Consider the following 20,017-nt stretch of genomic DNA (forward strand, 5'->3'; position numbering starts at 1 on the left):
ATATGGGGCCGGTCGATGGTGCTCGGACGCTCCTCCGCCCGTAGCTCCCGGTGCATCCGTGGCAGGTCTGCGGCGCGTTGTTCCTGCCACGATGATCACAGTCCCTTTCTCAGTCTCCTTTTCGAAAAGCACCGACTCTCCCCGTCGGCGTTGGCTTCGCCTGGCTTTGCCCCTGGTCGCCGTTTCCATTCTGATCGGTTCGGTCGGCGTGGTCGGTTACCGTTACCTGAGCGAGGAGACGCGGCGGGAGACTCACCGTACGTTGGCCGTCATCGCCGAGCAAAAGCGGCAGCAGATCGAGGATTCGCTGGCCGAGACGCGCACCGATGCGGAACTCTATTTCTCCAGCCGATCCCAACTGGAGATGTTGTTCCGGGGCTGGCTGAACAGTGGCCGCAAGGATGCCGGGCTCGTCGAGCAGATGCGCAACCGCATGCAGGAGGTGGCCCGCGTGCGGGGATGGGGTGGCCTGGCGATTGTCGATACCGATACGCGCCCGGTCGTGGTGGTCGGCAAGGCCGACATCCGAGAGCATGCCGCGCTGGCCAGGGACATCCTGCGCGAACCGCGCATCGAGTTCGTCGACCTGCACCGCACGGCGGACGGCGAGGTGCTGTACGGCGTCCTCGCGCCGATCGGGGCGTCCGGCGACAAGCCGCTGGGCGTGGCCTATCTCACCTGGAAGGCGGAGAAGGCCCTGTATCCGCTGGTGGAGTCCTGGCCCGTTCCGACACGCACTGCCGAAACCTATCTGGTCCGACGGGATGGCAACAATGTGCGCTTCCTCTCCCCGTTACGTCACCGGGCCGTGCCGGCCTTGTCCCTGGCCCAGCCCCTGGATCAGCCGTTCCTGCCGGCGGGGCGGGCAGCTGCCGGGGAGCACGGCATCCTTGCCGGCGGGCGGGATTACCGCAACGTTCCGGTGCTGGCCTATGCCTCGCCGGTGGGCGGAACGCCGTGGTTGATGCTGGCCGAGATCGACGAGGTCGAGGCCTATGCGGGTATCCACAACCTGGCCTGGGCGACCGGGCTGGTCGTCGGGCTGGGTCTGCTGTTCGTTTATTCGGCGGGCTACCTGTTGTGGCGCCGCGACCGGGCGCGTCAGGAAATGGCGACCCTGCAGGCGCAGCAGGCCGCCGAGGCGCGTTTCCGCGTGATCTTCGAGCAGGCGCCGCTGGGGGTGGCGCTGCTGGACTCCCAGGGAGGGCGCATCACCGAGGCCAACCGGCGCTTTGCCGAGATCGTCGGGCTGGCGCCGGAGGAGATGGTCGGGCTCGACCCGATGAGCCTGACCCACTCCGATGATGTGGCGGAAAGCCAGAAGAACATCGCCGAACTCAATGCCGGTGAAATTCACGGGTATCGCCTGATCAAGCGTTACCTGCGGCCCGATGGATCGGTGGTGTGGGTCAGTCTGAGCTGCGCACCGGTCCAGGTTGCCAACGAGGATCGCCACCGTTACCTGGCCATCGTGGAGGACATCACCGCCCGCAAGGAGATGGAGGAGCGCCTGCAGATCAGCGAGACGCGGCACCGTCTCCTGGCCGACAACGCCGTCGACGTCATCGTTACGATGGACCTCGACGGGCACTTCTCCTATATCAGTCCGTCCGTCGAACGCCTGCGCGGCTACTCCGTCGACGAGGCGATCGGTCAGCCCCTGACCGAAGTGTTGACGCCGGACTCCCTGCGCATCGCCGAAGCCTATTTCGCCCGCCTGAAAGACGGCCTGGCCAGGGGTGGGGCGCTGGAGCATTTTCGTGATGAACTGGAGGTGCGCCGCAAGGACGGCACTTCCGTGTGGACCGATGTCAGCGCCAGCCCGTTGCTCAGTGCCGATGGGGGGGTCGTCGAGATTCTCGGCGTGATTCGCGACGTCAGCGAACGCAAGCGCTACGAATACAAGCTGCGCCAGGCCTCCGAGGCGGCGGAGGCGGCCAATGCCGCGAAGAGCGAGTTCCTGGCCCACATGAGCCACGAGATCCGCACGCCGATGAATGCCGTCCTTGGCCTCGCCCAGGTGCTGGAGCGGGAACCGCTGGCCGGACATCAGCATGATATGGTGCAGCGCATCCGGATGGCGGGGCAGTCCCTGCTGGCCATCCTCAATGACGTGCTCGATCTGTCCAAGATCGAGGCCGGGCAGTTGCGCATCGAACAGCGTCCCTTTGACCTCGCTGTACAACTGGCCAACCTCGACAGCCTGATGGGCCAGAATGCCCGCAACAAGGGCCTTGCGCTACGCATCGAGGGGCCGGATCCGCTGCCCGGTCCGCTGCTGGGCGATGGGCTTCGTCTGGAGCAGATCCTGTTCAACCTGACCGGTAATGCCATCAAGTTCACCGAGCAGGGCGAGGTGGCGGTGCGTGTTCGCGCCAGGGTGGTGGACGAGGCGCGCCTGAGGCTGCGCTTCGAGATCCGGGATACCGGCATCGGTATCGACCCGGAAGCCCTGGGCCGTTTGTTCGCACCCTTTGCACAGGCCGATGCAGGTATCGGCCGCCGCTTCGGCGGCACCGGCCTTGGCCTGTCGATCTGCAAGCGCCTCGTGGAGCTGATGGGTGGCGAGATCGGGGCCGACAGCCGACCCGGAAACGGCAGTTGCTTCTGGTTCGAACTGCCGCTGCAGCGGGCCAGCGAGGCCGAGATGGCGGCCATGGTCGTGGCCGCCGCACCGCCCAAGCCGACGGGCCCGCGCCTCGTTGGGGCACACCTGCTGGTGGTGGATGACAGCGCAATGAACCGCGACCTGGTGGAGCGGGCGCTGCGCCTCGAAGGAGCCAGTTCCACGCAGGCCGCCGACGGCTTGCAGGCGATCCAGATCCTGCAGACCCGACCGGAGCGTTTCGATGCGGTGCTGATGGACGTGCAGATGCCGGTGATGGATGGTCTCACCGCGATGCGCCTGATCCGCGGTGAACTGGGCCTCATCGACCTGCCCGTCATCGCCTTCACCGCCGGCGTGCGCGAAGAGCAGCAGGCTGCGGCACGGGCTGCGGGTGCCAACGATGTGCTCGCCAAGCCGATGGACCTGGAGCAGATGGCGCAGATGCTGGAGCGCTGGGTCCGGACCGGGGGGCGTGCCCTGGTGGCCTGCGGGGGGCCGGTGGAGGAGGCTGTAGCGGGCGCGCAAATGCCTGTGCCGGAGGATGCCGGGACGGCCGCGGCCGACGACTTCCCGGAAATCCCGGGTATCGACCGGGAGCGCGCTGTCCAGCGCCTGGGGCGGGACCGGGAAATGTTCCTCGGTTTGCTCGAACTCTTCGTCCACGACAACGCTACGGCCGCCGGGCAGGCGCGCAGTGCGCTCGCCAGTGGCGACCGGGAGTCGGCGGGGCGCCGCATGCATACGCTGGGCAGCAACGCCGGCTTCCTGTGCGCCTTCGATCTGATGGCCTCGGCGCGGGCGCTGGAGGCGGCCATCGACCGCGGGGAGACGGAGCTCGCTGAGGGCTTCGACGCGCTGGAGCGCGAGATCGCGGATTTCGTCGAGGCCAGCGCGCCCTGGCGTTGAGCGGGGCCGTGCCGCCGCCTGGAAAAAACAGGCCGCCCTCACGCGGATGCACGGTAGGAGATCATTCAGGACGCGCCTTCGGGCGCGTCTTTTTTTGCCCGTTCCGCGCGGGGCTGGCGGCGATAGGCGCCGGGCGGGCTGCCGGTCCATTGCTTGAAGGCGCGGTTGAAGGCCGACGGGTCGTCGAAGCCTATCTGTGCGCCAATCAGCGCGATCGGTTCGTCCGATTTGGTCAGCAGCGTGATGGCCGCATCCCGCCGCAGGCTGTCCTTCAGGGACTGGAAGCGGCTGCCCTCGACGGCCAGGCGGCGCGCCAGCGTGCGCGGCGAGGTGTGCAGCGTGCGGGCCACGTCCTCGATGGTCAGCGGCTGGGCCAGCCGCTCCCGCAGGTGGTCGCCGACCCGGTGGGTGACCGGGCGCCTGCCGGCCGAAACATGGAACCAGTCCATCGGTGCGTTGCGCAGGAAGGCACTCAGCGCCGCCTTGTTGCGGCGGATCGGCAGGGACAGGCAGGCCGGATCGAGATGCAGGGCCGTCACCGGCTGGGAGAAACAGGCTGGACCGGCATACATGCGCGGGTATTCGTCGGCATGGGGCGGCGGCGGATAGGCCAGGTCGATGCGCTGGAAGGGAACCGGCCTCTCGATCATCCACGAAGCAACGCCCTGGACCAGTAACAACATGAACTCCAGCGCCAGGATGCGGCGTTCGCCCAGCTCGGCCTTTTCGACCAGCCTGATACAGGTGCCGGATTCCGATTCACCCAGTGTGAACTGCAGGTCGTCCAGCACCAGCCGGAAGAAGCCGGCAAAGCGGTGCAGCGCGACGCCAAGGCTGGGGGCGTCCAGCATGGACAGGCACAGGAACTTCAGCGTGCCGTTGCGCAGCGGCCGGGAGAACAGCCCAGGCGTCTCGTCGTCGTACTGGACCGCCAGCAGCCGGTACAGGGATGACAGCTGCTCGATCGTCACGCGGGCATCGTCGTGCTGCAGCTGAGCCGGTGCGATGCCGGCGCGTAGCGCACAGTCCGGGTCGAAGCCGGGCGTGTCGCGCAGGTGGGCGATCAGCTCGGTGGCGAAGCGGGCGGGGATCGTCTGGGTCTGCGGATTCATGGACGGGCGGGGCTGGCCTGGGAAGATGGAATGATGGCAGAAAATGTCAATTTGTCGTCCGCCTCTGCCATCCCCGCCCGTCGGGCGATCTCCTACCATGTCGCCATCAACGGGTGCTTCAAAGATGCCCGCCGGCCCCAGCCCGGGGACCGATAAATACGGAGACACGACAATCATGGCATTTTCTGAGAACCACCCGCGCGTGACCTGACGGGCCGCCTGGCCCGGTTGTGGCCCAGCTTCCAGCTGGCGCCCTTCGTCAATTTCCCCTGTTGTCCCGAGACGGTCCTTGTGCGCTCCCCGTGGCGTGCCGAGGTGGGCGTTGGCACGCCTGGCCGACCGTCCCGGATTGCTGTTGTGAGGATGTGCAATGCACTTCGAACTGGACGGCGAGCGCCGTCAGATCCGCGAACTGGCCCGTCAGTTCGCCCACCGTGAAATCATGCCGCGGGCCGTCCAGGCCGACCGGGACTGCGCCCTTCCGCTGGAAGTGCAGGCGCTGGCGGTCGAGCTCGGCCTGGCCAGCGTCAATCTCCCCGCAGCGGTCGGCGGCGCCGGTCTGGGCTGTCTGGACCTGGTGCTGGTCACCGAGGCCCTGTGCTACGGCTGCCTGGGCATCGGCACCGCCTTGTGCATCAACGCGCTGGCGGCCCAGCCCATCGTGCTGGCGGGCTCAAAGGACCAGCAGGCGCGCTACCTGGGACGCATTGCCGAAGGTGCGCTGGCCAGCTTCGCGCTGACCGAGCCCGGCGCCGGCTCGGACGTGGCCGGCATCCGCACCCGTGCCGAGCGGGTGGCCGGCGGCTATCTGCTGTCGGGCAGCAAGACCTGGATCTCCAACGCGCCGCTGGCCGAGTTCTTCGTGGTCTTCGCCAAGACCGACCCGGCCGCCGGCCACAGGGGCATGACCGCCTTCGTCGTCCCGCGGGACAGCGCCGGGCTCCGCGTCGGCGAGCCTCTCGGCAAGCTCGGCCAGCGCGCCGCGCCGACCGCCGAGGTCTTTCTCGACCGCGTCTTCGTGCCGGAGGACAACCGGCTCGGCGAGGAGGGCAGCGGCTTCGCGCTGGCGATGGCGGTCTTCGACCACTCGCGGCCGATGGTGGCGGCCTTCGGCGTCGGCCTGCTGGAACGCTGCATCGACGAATCGCTGGCCTACGCCAGGGAGCGCCGTTCGATGGGGCACACGCTCGTCGAGCACCAGGCCATCGCCCACAAGCTGGCCGAGATGCGCATGCGCCTGGAGGCGGCGCGTCTCCTCACCTATCAGGCCGCCTGGTTGGTGGACCAGGGCCGGCCTAACACGCTGCAGGCTTCCATCGCCAAGGCCACCGCCGCCGACGCGGCCATGTGGGGCGCCACCGAGGCCATCCAGATCTTCGGCGGCATGGGCTACTCGACCGAATACCCCGTCGAAAAGCTCTTCCGCGACGCCAAGGTGCTGCAGATCTACGAGGGCACCAGCGAGATCCAGCGCAACATCATCGCCCGCGAAATGCTGCGGGCGGCCTGATCCACGATTTCTCCGTCTTACAGGACTGTTCCAATGACTTCCGCCTCGCCTTCCGAACCCCTGATCCTCGCCGCCGTGCGCACGCCTTTCGGGCGCCGTGGCGGCGCCTTCCGCGACACCCGTCCGGACAGCCTGCTGGCGGCCGCCATCGACGGCGTACTGCAGCGTGCCGGCCTGCCCGCCGAGCGGGTCGGCGACGTACTGGCCGGCTGCGTCAGCCAGGCCGGCGAGCAGGGCGCCAACATCGCCCGCCAGGCTCTGCTGCTGGCCGGTCTGCCGGACCACGTGCCGGGCGTCTCGATGAACCGCATGTGCGGCTCCAGCCAGTTCGCCACCCACGCGGCAGCTCAGGCGGTAGCCGCTGGCGACCTGGATTTCGCCATCGGCTGCGGCGTGGAGAGCATGAGCCGGGTGCCAATGTTCCTCGATCTGACGTTGGGCCAGGGGGACTTCCGCGGCTTCGACGGTCTGCATCCGGACCTGCTGACCCGTTACCCGATCCCCCATCAGGTAGAGAGCGCCGAGCGGGTGGCGGAGCATTGGTCCCTCGGCCGTGCCGAGCTCGACGCTTTCGCCATCGAGAGCCACCGCCGCGCCGAGGCTGCGCGGGCAGCCGGCGTGCATCGCGAGATCCTGCCGCAGGCCGGTGTGGACAAGGACGGGCAACCGATTCGCCTGGCCCACGATGAGGGCATCCGGGCCGTCATCGACCCGGCCAAGATGGCCGCGATGCAGCCGGTCTTCCGCAGCGCCGACGCCGGCGTGGTGACCGCCGCCAACGCCAGCCAGATGTCCGACGGCGCCGCCGCGGTGCTGATCGGCAGCCGGCGGGCCAGCGCCGATTTCGGGCTCAAGCCCGTGGCCCGCTTCCGCGCTCGCGTGGCGGTCGGCTCCGACCCGGTCATGCAGCTCACCGGCGTCATCCCGGCCACCCGGCTGGCGCTGCAACGGGCCGGCCTGTCGATCCGCGACCTGGACTGGATCGAGGTGAACGAGGCCTTCGCCAGCGTGGCCCTGTGCTTCGCGCGGGAGTTCGAGCCGGATATGGGCAAGCTCAACCCGTGGGGCGGCGCCATCGCCCACGGCCATCCGCTGGGCGCCACCGGCGCCGGCCTGCTGGCCAAGATGCTCACCGGCCTGGCCCATGTGGATGGCCAGCTCGGCCTGCAGGTGATGTGCATCGGCCACGGCATGGCGACGGCGACCATCGTCGAGCGCCTGTGACACGACCATAAGAAAACGACAAGCAGCCAAGGAGGAGACCCATATGAACGACACCCGCAACGACGTCCGCCGCGCCAGCCGCAACCTGATCGGCGATGCGCTGCACCGCTCGGTGCGCCGCAATCCGGGCAAGGAAGCGCTGCGCTTCCAGACGCGCAGCTGGACTTACGCGCGCCTCGACGCGGCAGCCAACCGGGTGGCCAACCAGCTGCTGGGCCTCGGCCTGCAGAGCGGTGACCGGGTGGCCGCCTACGGCCGCAACTCCGACGCCTACGTGATCCTGTGGCTGGGCTGCGTGCGCGCCGGCCTGATCCACGTGCCGATCAATTACGCGCTGATCGACAGCGAGCTGCGCTACATCGTCGAGCAGTCCGGCGCCCGTGCGCTGTTCTGCGATACCGACATCGCCAGCCACGTGCAGGCCCTCGGCCCGACGCTGGCCTGCGAATGGCAGGGCACGCTGCATGGCGGCGAGGGCGGCCACGACGTGCTGGCCTGGGCCGACACGCCAGGCCGCGATGAAGCGCCGGCGCTGGATATCGACGAGGAGAGCATCGCCCAGCTGCTTTACACCTCCGGCACGACGGCGGCGCCGAAGGGCGCGATGATGAGCCACCGGGCGCTGCTGGCGGAATACTCCAGCACGCTGCTGGCCACCGACATCAAGCCCGGCGACCGTTCCCTGGCCTCGCTGCCCCTCTACCATTCGGCGCAGATGCACGTCTTCCTGATGCCACAACTGCTGGTCGGTGCGACCACCATCATTCTCCAGGCGCCCCAGGCCGAGCTGTGCTTCGAGCTGATTGCCGCCGAGAAGATCACCTCCTTCTTCGCGCCGCCGACGGTGTGGATTTCCTTCCTGCGCCATCCGGCTTTCGGGAACAGCGACCTGTCCTCGCTGGAGAAGGGCTACTACGGTGCCTCCATCATGCCGGTGGCGGTGGTGCAGGAGCTGGCGGCCCGCCTGCCGGCCCTGCAGCTCTACAACTGCTACGGGCAGAGCGAGATCGCCCCGCTGGCAACGGTGCTGCGCCCCGAGGAACACGCCGAGCGGCCGGCTTCGGCGGGGCGGCCGATCTTTAACGTGGAAACCCGCATCGTCGATGCTGACATGAACGACGTGCCGCCCGGCGAGATGGGCGAGATCGTCCATCGTTCGCCGCAGCTGATGAGCGGCTACTGGAACAAGCCGGAGGAAACCGCCGGCTCCTTCGCCGACGGCTGGTTCCGCTCCGGCGACGTGGGCTACGTAGACGAGGCCGGCTACCTGTACATCACCGACCGCATCAAGGACGTCATCAAGACTGGCGGCGTGCTGGTGTCGAGCCGGGACGTGGAGGAGGCCTTGTACACCCATCCGGCGGTGGCCGAAGTGGCGGTGGTGGCCTTGCCCGACGAGCGCTGGATCGAGATCGTCGCCGCGGTGGTGGCCCTCAAGCAGGGCGCCACGGCCAGCGCCGACGAACTGATGGCCCACGCGCGCGAGCACCTGGCGGCCTTCAAGGTTCCGAAGAAGATCTTCTTCGTCGAAGACATGCCGCGCAATGCGTCCGGAAAGCTGCTCAAGCGCGAGCTGCGGCGGGTCTATTCCGCCTAGTCCTTCCCGGTTTCGTATTTCCCCATTTGCGTCTGTTCAGAGAACACGGCGGGAGTCTTGCGCCCCGCCGCCCCGCGACGGTCCGGTCGGCCGGGCTGTCGCACGCCACAGCCCCCTGCAGAGGGGCACATCGTTGCCGGCTTAAAGCCGGTTTCAGGAGAGGAGATTGTCCGTGCATCACAAAAAATCCGAGATTCGTTCTATTCGTTGCTCCATCGCTCGCCGCCCGCTGAGCCTGCTGTTGCTGGCCGCCTTTGGCACCGGCGCCGCCGCGCCGGCTTTCGCCGAGAGCGAGATCGACGCGCTCAAGCGCGAACTGGCCGAACAGCGCCAGCTGATCCAGCAGCTCATGAAGAACCAGGAAGAACAGAAGAAGACCGAGATCCAGACCGGCGGCCCAGCCCGCGGCGCCGGCCTGCAGATGGGGGTGCCGACGGGGCCGTCCGGCACGCTGACGATTTACGGCGTGGCGGATGTCAGCGCCTCGACGGTGAACAGCGGCTACGGCCAGAAATCGACGATCGGCTCGGGCGGCATGACGTCCTCCCGCTTGGGCTTCAAGGGCGAGAAGGAGCTCGGCGACGAGGTGAAGGCTGTCTACCTGATGGAAGCCGGGATTTTGTTCGACACCGGTTCGGTCGGTACCGGCGCGATCACGCCGGGCATCAACAACACGGCGGTGTCCAGCGGCGGCCAGACCAGCAACGGCAGCCAGATCTTCTCGCGGCAGATCTACGCGGGGTTGCAGACCCGCTTCGGCACCGTCACCGCTGGCCGCCAGTACGCCGGCTCCTACACCTCGTCGGTGATGTCGGCAGCGATGGGCGCCGGCTTCTTCGGCTCCTCCGCCGGCCTGCTGCCGGTGATCGGCGGCATGCCGACGCGCCTCAACAATTCCCTCGTCTATGCCTCGCCGAAGGTCGCCGGCTTCTCTGGCCAGCTGACGCTGAGCAGCGGCAGCGAGAACAACGTGAACATGGTGACGCCGGTGGCGGCCGGTTCGACGACCGTGACCACCGACAAGGCCGGTCGCGGCGGCGACCTGGCGCTGTACTACAGCGCCGGCCCGCTCAACGCCACGGCGACGGCGTGGAACGTGGACAACGCCAGCTACGTCGCCCCGGCGACCGGCCCGCAGGAAACCGGTCTCGCCAAGCGCCGTGGCTGGCAGGTCGGCGGCAGCTACAACCTGGGTTTTGCGACGCTGTACGGCAACTACGTGGCTGGCCGCATCAGCGGCGGCAACTACGAGAACGTCACGGGTACCCTGTCCAAGGCCGACGGCTGGAGCGTCAGTGCCGGCATCCCGCTGTGGCGCGGCAAGGCCCTGGTGAGCTACAGCCAGCTCGACGACAAGTCGATCAAGAACCGCGATGCCAATCTGCTGGGGCTTGCCTACACGTACAAGCTGCAGGACAGCACGACGCTGTATGGCACCTGGGGCAAGGTCCTCAACAAGACCAACGGCACGTACAGCCTCACTGACGGTGGCAACCTGGTCGGCACGGTGGCCAAGCCGGGCTATGACCCGAGCGGCTACATGATGGGCGTCAATCACGTGTTCTAAGACGTGTTCTGAACCCTTGCCGGCAAGGCCTGGCGGCGTGGGGGCAAGGGGCAGCGGTTTGCCTTCACGCCGGCAGCGCTTGCGTGCAAGCAAAACCGGTGTGGCGCCGAGGCGCGTGAGTTTGCGCCCGAGTGCCGTACCGTTGCAGGCAAGGCTGGATGCGTCGGCGCCGGCACATTCCGCTTTGCGCGCGAGCGGGCGCGCCTTGGTCGCAAGCGAAAAAAACTTGCCCGCAAGCCAGAAAGCCTTGCGGCCGGGCCCGCGGGAGGCGCTCGCTAGCCGGCCGGGGCTGAGGGCGGGCCGGCACCCTGGGGCGCCGGCCGATTCTCATTGCCCGGCGCGCTTGACGAACTTGAGCGTGAACTTGTCGCTCTCGCCGATGGCCAGGTAGCGCGCCCGGTCCTGGTCCTTGAGGCGTAGCGTGGGTGGCAGCGTCCATACCCCGGCCGGGTGGTCCTTGGTGTCCAGCGGGTTGGCGGCGACTTCGGAGCGGGCGACGAGCTTGAAGCCGGCCTTCTCGATGCGGGCGATGACTTCGTCTTCCCGCAGGTAGCCGGCCTGCAGTTGCTCGGCGGACGGGCGGTCGTTGCGGGCGCGGTGGTCTGACCACGCCGAGCACGCCACCGGGCTTGAGCACTGCGTGGAATTCGCGGATCACCGCGTCGGCGTTGCCGTCGGTGATCCAGTTGTGCAGGTTCATGAAGGTCAGCAGCAGGTCGACGGAGTTTGGCTGGAGCGTCGTCGTCAGGCCGGGGCTGAGGGCCAGCTCGACCTTGCCGTACAGCGCAGCCTGACTGGCGATCAGGCCGCCGATGGCGTCGTGCTCGGCGCGGGCGGCGGCGGGGTTGTGGTCGCCGGCATGCAGGGCGGCGATGTAATGGCCGTGATCGCGCATGTAGGGGGCGAGGATCTCGAACCACCAGGCACCGACGCTGGGCCAGATCTCGACGACCGTCTGGCCGGGCTTGATATCGAAGAATTCGAGGGTCGCCGCTGGCTGGCGGGCGGGATCGCGCTGGCGGTTCTTCTCGCTGCGCTGGGGGCCGTCGATCCAGTGCCGCAGCGCGTCGTCGGCGTGGGCGGGGGCGACCAGCCAAGCGGTCGTGAGCAGGGGGAGCAGAAGGCGGTGGAGGGAGCGCACGGGTTTCCTTTCGTGGAGGCGGGCGGACGGGGCGGGCCCGTTCCGATGCTGCGCGATTCTGCCTGCAGCCTGTCAAAGATCAACTGGCTGCGGCGACAGCCGGACAAGGCCGGCTTCAGAAGCCGTCGCTGCCGGCCTGACGGAAATCGCCGTCGATCCAGGCCTGGGCCGTTGATGTGCCGAGCTTGAAGTCCGGCGTCACGCGCTGCTGGGCGATCAGCTCGCCGTCGGCGCTGAAGGCGCTGAGCAGGGCGTGGGGTTCGTATTCGTCGGGCACGATGTCCAGCGTCACATGCCACTCGGCGTCCTGGGCGAAGACGGTCAGGCGCTTGTGCAGGCGGGCCTGCAGTTGTTGGCGCTGGCGCTGCATGACTTCCTCGGCCGATTTCACGAGGGTCAGGAACTCGCCGTAGTTGAGGGGCTTGGGATTGCGCAGGTCCCGGTCCAGGTCCCACGGGGCCAGCAGCGCGGCTTCGCTGTCGCCGTCGCGGCGCAGTTCGACGCTCCATTCGCCGTCGTTGCGCAGCACCCGCGCGGTCCAGCCATCCTCCTGCCACAGGCGGCTTTCGCGGATCGCGTCGCCCTTGTTGGCCGGGGCTTCGACGATCTTGGGTACGGGAGCGGCGAAGGGGCGCCGGGCCGTTGCGGCGGGTGCGGACGGTGCCACCAGGCTGCCGCTGGCATTGACGAAAGCCAGCTGCGTGGGGGCCTGCTCGGCGGCCAGCGCAGCGCGGGACATCCGCCGGCGGGGGGCGAGTGCGGCGGGAATCGGTGCCGCGTCGTGGGGGAAGTCAAAACTCATCTGGGCGGTCATGGGCATCGCGTCCTGGGGACACTTCTAGCAAATGATGTATTTACTGTACAAAATAACACTAATTGCTTCAAGCCCGCACCGCTGCTTCGCCTGCGCTCAGCGGCTATCCAGTCCCACGGGCAGCTCGGTGCGATCCACCACTCGCCGCAGCACGAAGCTGGTGTGCACACCCGTGACGCCCTGGATGCGGGTGATGCGGTTGAGCAGCAGGTCCTGGTAGGCGTCCATGTCGCGGATCACCACCTTGAGCTGGTAGTCCGACTGCTGGCCGGTGATCAGCAGGCATTCGAGCACTTCCGGAATGTCGCGGATGGTGGTCTCCAGGCTGGCGAAGCGTTCCGGCGTGTGCTGGTCCATGGAGATGCCGATCAGCGCCATCAGGCTGAGGCCGAGCTTTTTGGCGTCTAGCAGGGCCCGGTAGCCGGTGATCAGGCCGGACTCCTCCAGCGCCCGTACGCGGCGCAGGCAAGGAGACGGCGACAGGCCGATGCGCTCGGCCAGGTCCTGGTTGCTGATCCGCCCGTCCTGCTGAAGGATGGCGAGAATTTGCCGGTCGTAGCGGTCGAGTTCCATTTAATTGCGTAAATTAATTATTTGTTGAAATTATGTGTCTATTTTATGGTGTTTTGACGCGTAGAACGCAAGCACCTGCCACGCCTCTTTCCGTAAGATTCACTCCATCGAATTCAATCTTCCGGAGCACGAAAATGCCGCAACAGACGCCCGCCAAGTACAGCGCCTTCCCGCCCGTACAACTCACCGACCGCCAGTGGCCCAGCCGTGTCATCGACAAGGCGCCGATCTGGATGAGCACCGATCTCCGCGACGGCAATCAGGCCCTCTTCGAGCCGATGAACGCCGACAAGAAGATGCAGATGTTCAAGACCCTCTGCGCGATCGGCTTCAAGGAAATCGAGATCGCCTTTCCGTCGGCCTCGCAGACCGAGTTCGACTTCGTGCGCGGCTTGATCGACGGTGGTCACATCCCCGCCGACGTGAGCATCGAAGTGCTCACCCAGGCCCGCGAGCACCTCATCCGCCGCACCTTCGAATCCCTCAAGGGCGCCAGGAAGGCCATCGTTCACGTCTACAACGCCACCTGCAAGACCTTCCGCGACAACGTCTTCGGCATGAGCAAGGCCGAGGTGGTGGCAATGGCCGTCGATGCGGTGCGCCTCATCCGCACGCTCGCCGACGAGATGCCGGAAACCGAGATCACCCTCGAATACAGCCCGGAGCTCTTCACCGCCACCGAGCTCGACTTCGCCAAGGAGGTCTGCGACGCGGTGACCGAGACATGGGGTGCCACGCCGCAGCGCAAGGTGATCCTCAACCTCCCGACCACCGTCGAGATCGCCACGCCCAACATCTATGCCGATCAGATCGAGTGGATGCACAAGAACCTCGCCCGCCGTGACAGCGTGATCATCAGCCTCCACCCGCACAACGACCGCGGCACCGCCGTGGCCGCCGCCGAGCTCGGCCTCATGGCCGGCGCCGACCGTGTCGAGGGCTGCCTTTTCGGCAACGGCGAGCGCACCGGCAATGTGGACCTCGTGACCCTCGCCCTCAACATGCACACCCAGGGCGTCGATCCGCAGCTCGACTTCTCGGACATCAACGCCGTCGCCCGCACCTACGAGCACTGCACCCAGTTGCCTGTTCATCCGCGTCATCCGTACGTGGGTGATCTCGTCTTCACGGCCTTCTCCGGCTCCCACCAGGACGCCATCAAGAAGGGTTTCTCCGCTCAAAAGGCGGATGCGCCGTGGAACGTCCCCTATTTGCCCATCGATCCCGCCGACGTCGGCCGCAGCTACGATTCGGTGATCCGGGTGAATAGCCAATCCGGCAAGGGAGGCATCGCCTACTTGATGGAGAACGAATACGGCGTGGTGATGCCGCGCCGCTTGCAGGTGGAGTTCTCCGGCGTCGTGCAGCGCTATACCGACGCCCACGGCGGCGAGATGAGCGCCGATGACATCTGGCGCTTGTTCTCCGAGACTTATCTCGACACCGCCGCCCCGGTTCGCTACTGCAGCCATCACCTTGTCGAGAACGGCACCGTGCAGGGCATCCGCTTGAGCGTGGAGATCGACGGCCAGGCGCGCATCCTCAATGGCGAAGGCAACGGCCCGATCAACGCTGCCGTGCATGCCCTTCAGAGCGCCGGCATCCGGGTCCAGGTGCGCAGCTACGAGGAGCGCTCGATGGTGCCGATCGGCGACGATGGCAACGCCCAGGCCTGTGCCTTCATGGAAATGGCCGGCGAGACCCGCAGCGACTGCTACGGGGTCGGGATCGACGCCAACATCGTCACCGCGTCGATCAAGGCCCTCATCAGCGGCGTGAATCGGGCCCAGGCGGCAGGCCGTGTGGCGCCCAAGGCCGAGGCGCAGTCGGCCTGAGCGCTGCGGCGTAGGAGGCTCCCGCTCGGGGGCTTCCGGCCGGCAACTCCAATTTGCCAATTTACCGTCCGGTGTCGTCCTGAATGCGGACGGCATCGGACGGAGGCGTTGTGAACGCGGTTGTTGCAGTGCGTCGGGAATTGTCAACGAATCGCCCGTCAATTGATCTGCATGCCGCGGAAATAAAGGCTCCGCGCCACTCTAATCCATCCGTTTATTTGTCTGGCACATCGTTTGCTGATTCGGCCCGGCTTTTCCGAAATGGAAAAGTCATTCCGAAAACGACAGCCGTGAGCGGCAAATAAATCTGGAGGAGCAGAAATGGCAAATACGATGAAGGCCCTCGTCATGCGGGGCCTGCACGACGTGGCGGTGCAGGAGCGGCCGATCCCGCTGGCCGGTCCCAACGACGCGATCGTCAAAACGACGGTGGCGATGGTGTGCACGTCCGATTGCCACACCATCGAGGGCGGCCTCGGCGAGCTGAAGGACCGGGTCCTCGGCCATGAGGCGGTCGGTGTGATCCACGCGCTGGGCAGCGCGGTGCGCGGCTTCGAGCTCGGCCAGCGGGTCGCGGTGAATGCGATCACCCCCTGCTACAAGTGCGAGAACTGCCAGCGCGGCTTCACCTCCCAGTGCCAGGTGATGCTCGGCGGCTACAAGTTCACTGCCCAGAAGGACGGCAACATGGCCGAGTACTTCCACGTCAATGACGCGGAGGCCAACCTGGCGCCGATTCCCGACGGGGTGTCGGACGAGGCCGCGTGCTACACCACCGACATGATGTCCACCGGCTTCAAGGGCGCTGAAAACGCCCGCATCCCGCTCGGCGGCTCGGGCGTGGTGTTCGGTATGGGGCCGGTTGGCCTGATGGCCGTGGCCGGCACCCGCCTGCTCGGCGCCGGGCTGGTGATCGCCGTGGACTGTGTGCCGTCGCGGCTGGAGCTGGCCCGCTACTACGGTGCCGACGTGGTGATCAACTTCAAGGAGCAGGACCCGATCGCCGAGATCCTGCGCCTGACCGGCGGCCACGGCGCCGATGCGGCAATGGATGCGCTGGGCTCCCAGCCGACCTTCGAGAACTGCGTGAAGGCGACCCGGGCCGGTGGCGTGATCTCCAACATCGGCTATTTCGGTCACGGCGACTACATCAAGATCCCCCGCGCCGAGTGGGGTGTCGGGATGGGCGAGAAGACCATCACTACGTTGCTCTGTCCGGGTGGCCGCGAGCGCATGGGGCGCCTGCTGCGCCTGATCGAGAGCGAGCGCGTCGATCCGACCCGCCTCACCACGCACCACTTCAAGTTCTCGGAAATCGAGACGGCCCTCCACCTGATGACCACCAAGGCCGACGGCATCATCAAGCCGGTCATCCATTTCGACTGAGGCGGGACGCCTATCTGCCGGGCTGTGCGCAGCCCGGCGAATCCAGCAACGGGAATACGACATGAACGCAAAATTCCATGCGCAGCTCTGCGCAGGGGCGGCCCTGTGCGCCCTTTTCGGGCCGGCGATGGCCGATGAAGGTTTCACCCTGCTCGACGGGAACAAGGGGCGCTTGAGCATCTACGGCACCCTCGATGGTGGCCTGCTCAGTCGCAGCGGCAGCAACGGCGCCTACGCGGCCCAGGCCGGCAGCAGCTTCTCGGGCCACAAATCGGAGCTGACCAGCGGCATCGAGTCGGAGAGCCGTCTCGGTTTCAAGGGCAGCCGCGACCTGCGCAACGGCATCACCGCGCTGTTCCAGCTCGAAGCAGGCATCTCCATCGACGACGGCAAATCAACCCTCAGCGACGCCCAGGGCCACAGCCTGTTCCGCCGCAAGTCCTTCGTCGGACTCAGCGGCAGCTACGGCACGGTGGTGATGGGGCGCATCGACGGCGGCCGCTACAGCGTGGCCGGCAAGTACGATCCCTTCGCCAACGGCACGGTGGCCAACATGGCGTCGGTGCAGGTGCATGGCACCCGCGCCGACAACGCGGTGGCCTACATCTCGCCGGCCTGGAACGGTCTGTCCTTCCTGGCCGCCTACACGACCAGCCTGGTGGGCCAGGAGAACCCGGGCAACAAGGGTGACGGCCGGCTGTGGGCCTTGATTCCGTCCTACGCGAAGGGGCCGCTCAACCTGACCCTCGATTTCGAGCAGTTGGCGCCCAAGGGCAGCGAGGAGCACAAGACCAACATCCTGGTCGGCGGCGTGTCCTACGACTTCGGCCCGCTCAAGCTGCACGGCTACTGGGAGAGCATCAAGACCGACAACTACAAGGATGTCTTCGACGGCAGCTTCGCCACTTATAGCGCGCTGCTCAACCACCGCAGCTGGATGGTCGGCGCATCGGCGCCGGTGTGGGGCGAGCAGGCCCGCGTGCGGGCGTCCTACGTGGTGCTCGACGACAAGACCTCCCTCGATGCGAGCTGCCGCAAGTGGGGTATCGGTGGCGTGTATTACCTGTTCGAGCGCAGCGCCTACTTGTATGCGGATGTGGCGAAGATCCGGAACAGCGCCAACGGCATCTGCTCGATCCAGCCCAACCCGGCCCGCACGGCGGTGGACTCGGGCGGTGTCGGCTCGCCGGTGGGCGGATATGGCACCACCGGTTTCGACCTGGGGCTGAGCTACAGCTTCTGAACCGTCGCGGCAGCGCCCGGCCCGGCGTAGCGCCGGGCGCTGCCGCTCAGGGCTCTTCGGTGGCCATCTTGCCGATGCGCGCGGTGGTCTCGCGGGTGCGTTCGGCGAGCTTGCGCACTTCGTCGGCCACCACCGCGAAGCCGCGGCCGCTTTCGCCGGCGCGGGCCGCCTCGATGGCCGCATTGAGGGCCAGCAGGTTGGTCTGGTCGGCGATCTCCTTGATCGTGCCGACCAGCTCGCCGATGCGGTGCAGCGTGGCCTCCAGCTTGGCCTGTTGTTTCGCACGGATCTCCCGCTGCTCGTTCTCGCGCAGCCGGGTGTCGATATCGGTGAGGGCACCGACGGCGCGCAGCGGCGTGCCGTCCTGCGTTCGGCGGGTTTGGGCGGAGGCGCGGAACCAGCGGTATTCGCCGTTCTTCAGGGCCAGCCGGTGGGCTTCGTCGTAGGGCGTGCGGCCGCTGCGGTCGGCCAGGTGGTTGAGGAAGGCCTTCAGCACGCGCTCCCGGTCGTCCGGATGGAGGCGCGAGGACCACGCTTCCAGGCTGTTCGGAAAGTCGGTCTCGTCGTTGAAGCCGAGCATGCGCCGCAGCTGCTGCGACCACCATACGGTGTTGGCCGGGTTGAGAGCGTCGCCGCCTACGATCTCGATGTCCCACAGGCCGTCGCTGAGTAGCTCGCGGACCAGCTCGAAGCGCTCCAGGCTACGCTTGAGCAGCGCGTCCTGCTCCAACGTGTCGTGGATGTCCAGCAGCGAGCCGGCCACCCGCAGCGGCGTGCCGGACGCATCGCGCAGCGTCGTGCCGATGGCCCGGAACCAGCGGTAGCTGCCGTCCTTGCGGGCCAGCCGGTACTGGATGTCGTAGGGCGTGTGGCCGCCCCGGTCGGCCAGGTGGGCACCGAAGGCAGCGGCGACCCGGCGCGCATCGTCCGCGTGCAGGCGCTTGCTCCAGCTCTCCAGCCGGTCCGGGAAATCCCGTTCATCGTCGAAACCGAGCAGGCGGCGCAACTGGGGCGACCACCAGACGACGCTGTCCGGATGGGCCGGGTCGCCGGCCACCAGGTGGATGTCCCACAGCCCCTCGCCGCTGGCGCTGCTGATCAGTTCGAAACGCTCGGCCTGTTCGGCGGTTTCCCGGCGGGCGTCGGCGAGGGCAGTCTCAAGGCGGATGGTTTCTTCTTCGAGGGCATCCACGCGGCGACGGTTTTCCGCCGCCCGGCTGAGGGCGCCCTGGTGGGCTTCCTGCAGACGGATGTCGAGCTGGGCGAGGCGGCGGGAGGCCCGGAACGGGGTAAGCAGCGGGGTCTCGCCGGCGAGGGCATCGGCGAAGTGCTCCAGGTGGGCAAGCCACTGGCGATTGGCAAACACGTTGGTCGATCTCCGTGGAGAAAGGGGCAGATAGGGGCGGGCGCGGGGATGCCCGTCGCGGGCATCCCCGGCCTACGTGTTGCGGAGTGGCGGGCCTCAGGCCGAGATGACGACCTTCAGGGCCTTGCTGCTGGCCGCGCTGGCGAAGGTGGCATAGGCGTCAAGGGCCTGCTCCAGCGTGAAGCGGTGGGTGATCAGCAGGGACGGATCGAGCTTCTTGGCCTGCACCGTCTTCAGCAGCATGCCGGTGGTGGCGGTGTCCACCAGGCGGGTGGTGATGGAGATGTTGTGGGCCCACAGGGTTTCCAGGTGCAGGTCCACCTTGGTGCCGTGCACGCCGACGTTGGCGATCACGCCGCCGGCGGCGACGATGTTCTCGCAGATGCCGAAGGTGGCCGGGATGCCCACCGCCTCGATGGCGGTATCCACGCCGCGGCCTTCGGTGAGCGCTTTCACCGCGTCGGCGGCTTTGCCGTCGCTGCTGTTCACCACGTCGGTGGCGCCGAAGCGTTTGGCCACGTCGAGGCGGTTGTCGTCCAGGTCCACCACGATGATGCGGGCAGGCGAGTAGAACTGGGCGGTCAGCAGCGCCGCCAGGCCGACCGGGCCGGCGCCGACGATGGCCACCGTGCTGCCCGGCTGCACCTTGCCGTTGAGTACGCCACATTCGAAGCCGGTGGGCAGGATGTCGCTGAGCATTACCAGGGCTTCCTCATCGGCGTCGGCGGGGATCGGGTAGAGGCTGGTGTCGGCGTGGGGCACGCGCACGTACTCGGCCTGGGTGCCGTCGATCAGGTGGCCGAGCTGCCAGCCACCGGTGGTGCAATGGGAATACATGCCCTTGCGGCAGAACTCGCATTTGCCGCAGCTGGTGATGCAGGAGATCAGCACCCGGTCGCCGGGCTTGAAGGTGGTGACACCGGCGCCGACCGATTCGACCACGCCGACCCCTTCGTGGCCGAGCACGGTGCCGGGGGCGACGGTGGGCACGTCCCCCTTGAGGATGTGCAGGTCGGTGCCGCAGATGGTGGTCTTGGTGACGCGCACGATGGCATCGCTGGCGTCCTTGAGCACCGGCATGGGACGTTCTTCCAGGGATTTCTTGCCGGGACCGCCGTAAACGAGGGCTTTCATT

General features: G+C 67.3%; 15 protein-coding genes. 9 read left to right on the plus strand and 6 right to left on the minus strand.

Annotated features, from left to right (window positions below; all coding sequences use genetic code 11):
* Nucleotides 1-166 precede the first annotated feature (166 nt).
* A complete protein-coding gene (locus AC1PQG_RS03825) occupies nucleotides 167-3,514 on the plus strand; it encodes a PAS domain S-box protein (RefSeq protein WP_481121336.1) in 3,348 nt (1,115 codons plus the stop codon).
* A 65-nt stretch (nucleotides 3,515-3,579) separates the two neighbouring features.
* Here AC1PQG_RS03825 and AC1PQG_RS03830 read toward each other — a convergent pair whose 3' ends face one another.
* Nucleotides 3,580-4,626: an AraC family transcriptional regulator gene (locus AC1PQG_RS03830; RefSeq protein ID WP_481121337.1), complete on the minus strand. Its 1,047-nt coding sequence runs from the start codon at nucleotides 4,624-4,626 to the stop codon at nucleotides 3,580-3,582.
* 370 nt (nucleotides 4,627-4,996) lie between these two features.
* Here AC1PQG_RS03830 and AC1PQG_RS03835 point away from each other — a divergent pair, with 370 nt between their 5' ends.
* The 4 genes from AC1PQG_RS03835 (at nucleotide 4,997) to AC1PQG_RS03850 (ending at nucleotide 10,524) form a co-directional block, all read left to right on the plus strand.
* Nucleotides 4,997-6,136, plus strand: coding sequence for an acyl-CoA dehydrogenase family protein (locus AC1PQG_RS03835; RefSeq protein ID WP_481121338.1), 1,140 nt, complete (start codon nucleotides 4,997-4,999; stop codon nucleotides 6,134-6,136).
* Nucleotides 6,137-6,169: 33 nt separating this feature from the next.
* The gene (locus AC1PQG_RS03840) at nucleotides 6,170-7,360 is read left to right on the plus strand and encodes a thiolase family protein (RefSeq protein WP_481121339.1); all 1,191 of its coding nucleotides are present in this window, start codon (nucleotides 6,170-6,172) and stop codon (nucleotides 7,358-7,360) included.
* Between the two features lie 43 nt (nucleotides 7,361-7,403).
* Nucleotides 7,404-8,957 (plus strand): acyl-CoA synthetase, encoded by a 1,554-nt coding sequence (locus AC1PQG_RS03845; RefSeq protein WP_481121340.1) that lies wholly within the window; start codon nucleotides 7,404-7,406, stop codon nucleotides 8,955-8,957.
* Between the two features lie 172 nt (nucleotides 8,958-9,129).
* Nucleotides 9,130-10,524 (plus strand): porin, encoded by a 1,395-nt coding sequence (locus AC1PQG_RS03850; RefSeq protein ID WP_481121341.1) that lies wholly within the window; start codon nucleotides 9,130-9,132, stop codon nucleotides 10,522-10,524.
* 64 nt (nucleotides 10,525-10,588) lie between these two features.
* Here AC1PQG_RS03850 and AC1PQG_RS03855 read toward each other — a convergent pair whose 3' ends face one another.
* Nucleotides 10,589-11,272 (minus strand): hypothetical protein, encoded by a 684-nt coding sequence (locus AC1PQG_RS03855; RefSeq protein ID WP_481122962.1) that lies wholly within the window; start codon nucleotides 11,270-11,272, stop codon nucleotides 10,589-10,591.
* Here AC1PQG_RS03855 and AC1PQG_RS03860 point away from each other — a divergent pair.
* A complete protein-coding gene (locus AC1PQG_RS03860; protein ID WP_481123064.1) occupies nucleotides 11,165-11,854 on the plus strand; it encodes a hypothetical protein in 690 nt (229 codons plus the stop codon). The genes AC1PQG_RS03855 and AC1PQG_RS03860 overlap by 108 nt on opposite strands.
* On the opposite strand, the gene AC1PQG_RS03865 is transcribed toward AC1PQG_RS03860, so the two are convergent.
* Nucleotides 11,781-12,479, minus strand: coding sequence for a hypothetical protein (locus tag AC1PQG_RS03865; protein WP_481121342.1), 699 nt, complete (start codon nucleotides 12,477-12,479; stop codon nucleotides 11,781-11,783). The genes AC1PQG_RS03860 and AC1PQG_RS03865 overlap by 74 nt on opposite strands.
* A gap of 96 nt (nucleotides 12,480-12,575) precedes the next feature.
* A complete protein-coding gene (locus AC1PQG_RS03870) occupies nucleotides 12,576-13,052 on the minus strand; it encodes an Lrp/AsnC family transcriptional regulator (protein ID WP_481121343.1) in 477 nt (158 codons plus the stop codon).
* A 134-nt stretch (nucleotides 13,053-13,186) separates the two neighbouring features.
* On the opposite strand from AC1PQG_RS03870, the gene leuA reads away from it, so the two are divergent.
* From leuA to AC1PQG_RS03885, 3 genes are all read left to right on the plus strand, one after another.
* The gene (gene leuA, locus AC1PQG_RS03875; protein WP_481121344.1) at nucleotides 13,187-14,887 is read left to right on the plus strand and encodes a 2-isopropylmalate synthase; all 1,701 of its coding nucleotides are present in this window, start codon (nucleotides 13,187-13,189) and stop codon (nucleotides 14,885-14,887) included.
* 321 nt (nucleotides 14,888-15,208) lie between these two features.
* Nucleotides 15,209-16,273: an NAD(P)-dependent alcohol dehydrogenase gene (locus tag AC1PQG_RS03880; protein WP_481121345.1), complete on the plus strand. Its 1,065-nt coding sequence runs from the start codon at nucleotides 15,209-15,211 to the stop codon at nucleotides 16,271-16,273.
* A gap of 61 nt (nucleotides 16,274-16,334) precedes the next feature.
* Nucleotides 16,335-17,516 (plus strand): porin, encoded by a 1,182-nt coding sequence (locus tag AC1PQG_RS03885; protein WP_481121346.1) that lies wholly within the window; start codon nucleotides 16,335-16,337, stop codon nucleotides 17,514-17,516.
* A gap of 46 nt (nucleotides 17,517-17,562) precedes the next feature.
* On the opposite strand, the gene AC1PQG_RS03890 is transcribed toward AC1PQG_RS03885, so the two are convergent.
* Both AC1PQG_RS03890 and AC1PQG_RS03895 read right to left on the minus strand, forming a co-directional pair.
* The gene (locus tag AC1PQG_RS03890; protein WP_481121347.1) at nucleotides 17,563-18,882 is read right to left on the minus strand and encodes a methyl-accepting chemotaxis protein; all 1,320 of its coding nucleotides are present in this window, start codon (nucleotides 18,880-18,882) and stop codon (nucleotides 17,563-17,565) included.
* A 96-nt stretch (nucleotides 18,883-18,978) separates the two neighbouring features.
* The gene (locus AC1PQG_RS03895; RefSeq protein ID WP_481121348.1) at nucleotides 18,979-20,016 is read right to left on the minus strand and encodes a zinc-dependent alcohol dehydrogenase family protein; all 1,038 of its coding nucleotides are present in this window, start codon (nucleotides 20,014-20,016) and stop codon (nucleotides 18,979-18,981) included.
* Between the last annotated feature and the right edge of the window lies 1 nt (nucleotide 20,017).

This window comes from Zoogloea sp. GDB6, assembly GCF_056724105.1.

Excerpts from the sequence above, each read along its gene's own strand:
- AC1PQG_RS03845 (WP_481121340.1), top strand. The coding sequence starts at position 7,404 with ATGAACGACACCCGCAACGACGTCCGCCGCGCCAGCCGCAACCTGATC.
- AC1PQG_RS03830 (WP_481121337.1), bottom strand. The coding sequence starts at position 4,626 with ATGAATCCGCAGACCCAGACGATCCCCGCCCGCTTCGCCACCGAGCTG.
- AC1PQG_RS03885 (WP_481121346.1), top strand. The coding sequence starts at position 16,335 with ATGAACGCAAAATTCCATGCGCAGCTCTGCGCAGGGGCGGCCCTGTGC.
- AC1PQG_RS03835 (WP_481121338.1), top strand. The coding sequence starts at position 4,997 with ATGCACTTCGAACTGGACGGCGAGCGCCGTCAGATCCGCGAACTGGCC.
- AC1PQG_RS03840 (WP_481121339.1), top strand. The coding sequence starts at position 6,170 with ATGACTTCCGCCTCGCCTTCCGAACCCCTGATCCTCGCCGCCGTGCGC.
- leuA (WP_481121344.1), top strand. The coding sequence starts at position 13,187 with ATGCCGCAACAGACGCCCGCCAAGTACAGCGCCTTCCCGCCCGTACAA.
- AC1PQG_RS03895 (WP_481121348.1), bottom strand. The coding sequence starts at position 20,016 with ATGAAAGCCCTCGTTTACGGCGGTCCCGGCAAGAAATCCCTGGAAGAA.
- AC1PQG_RS03865 (WP_481121342.1), bottom strand. The coding sequence starts at position 12,479 with ATGACCGCCCAGATGAGTTTTGACTTCCCCCACGACGCGGCACCGATT.
- AC1PQG_RS03870 (WP_481121343.1), bottom strand. The coding sequence starts at position 13,052 with ATGGAACTCGACCGCTACGACCGGCAAATTCTCGCCATCCTTCAGCAG.
- AC1PQG_RS03880 (WP_481121345.1), top strand. The coding sequence starts at position 15,209 with ATGGCAAATACGATGAAGGCCCTCGTCATGCGGGGCCTGCACGACGTG.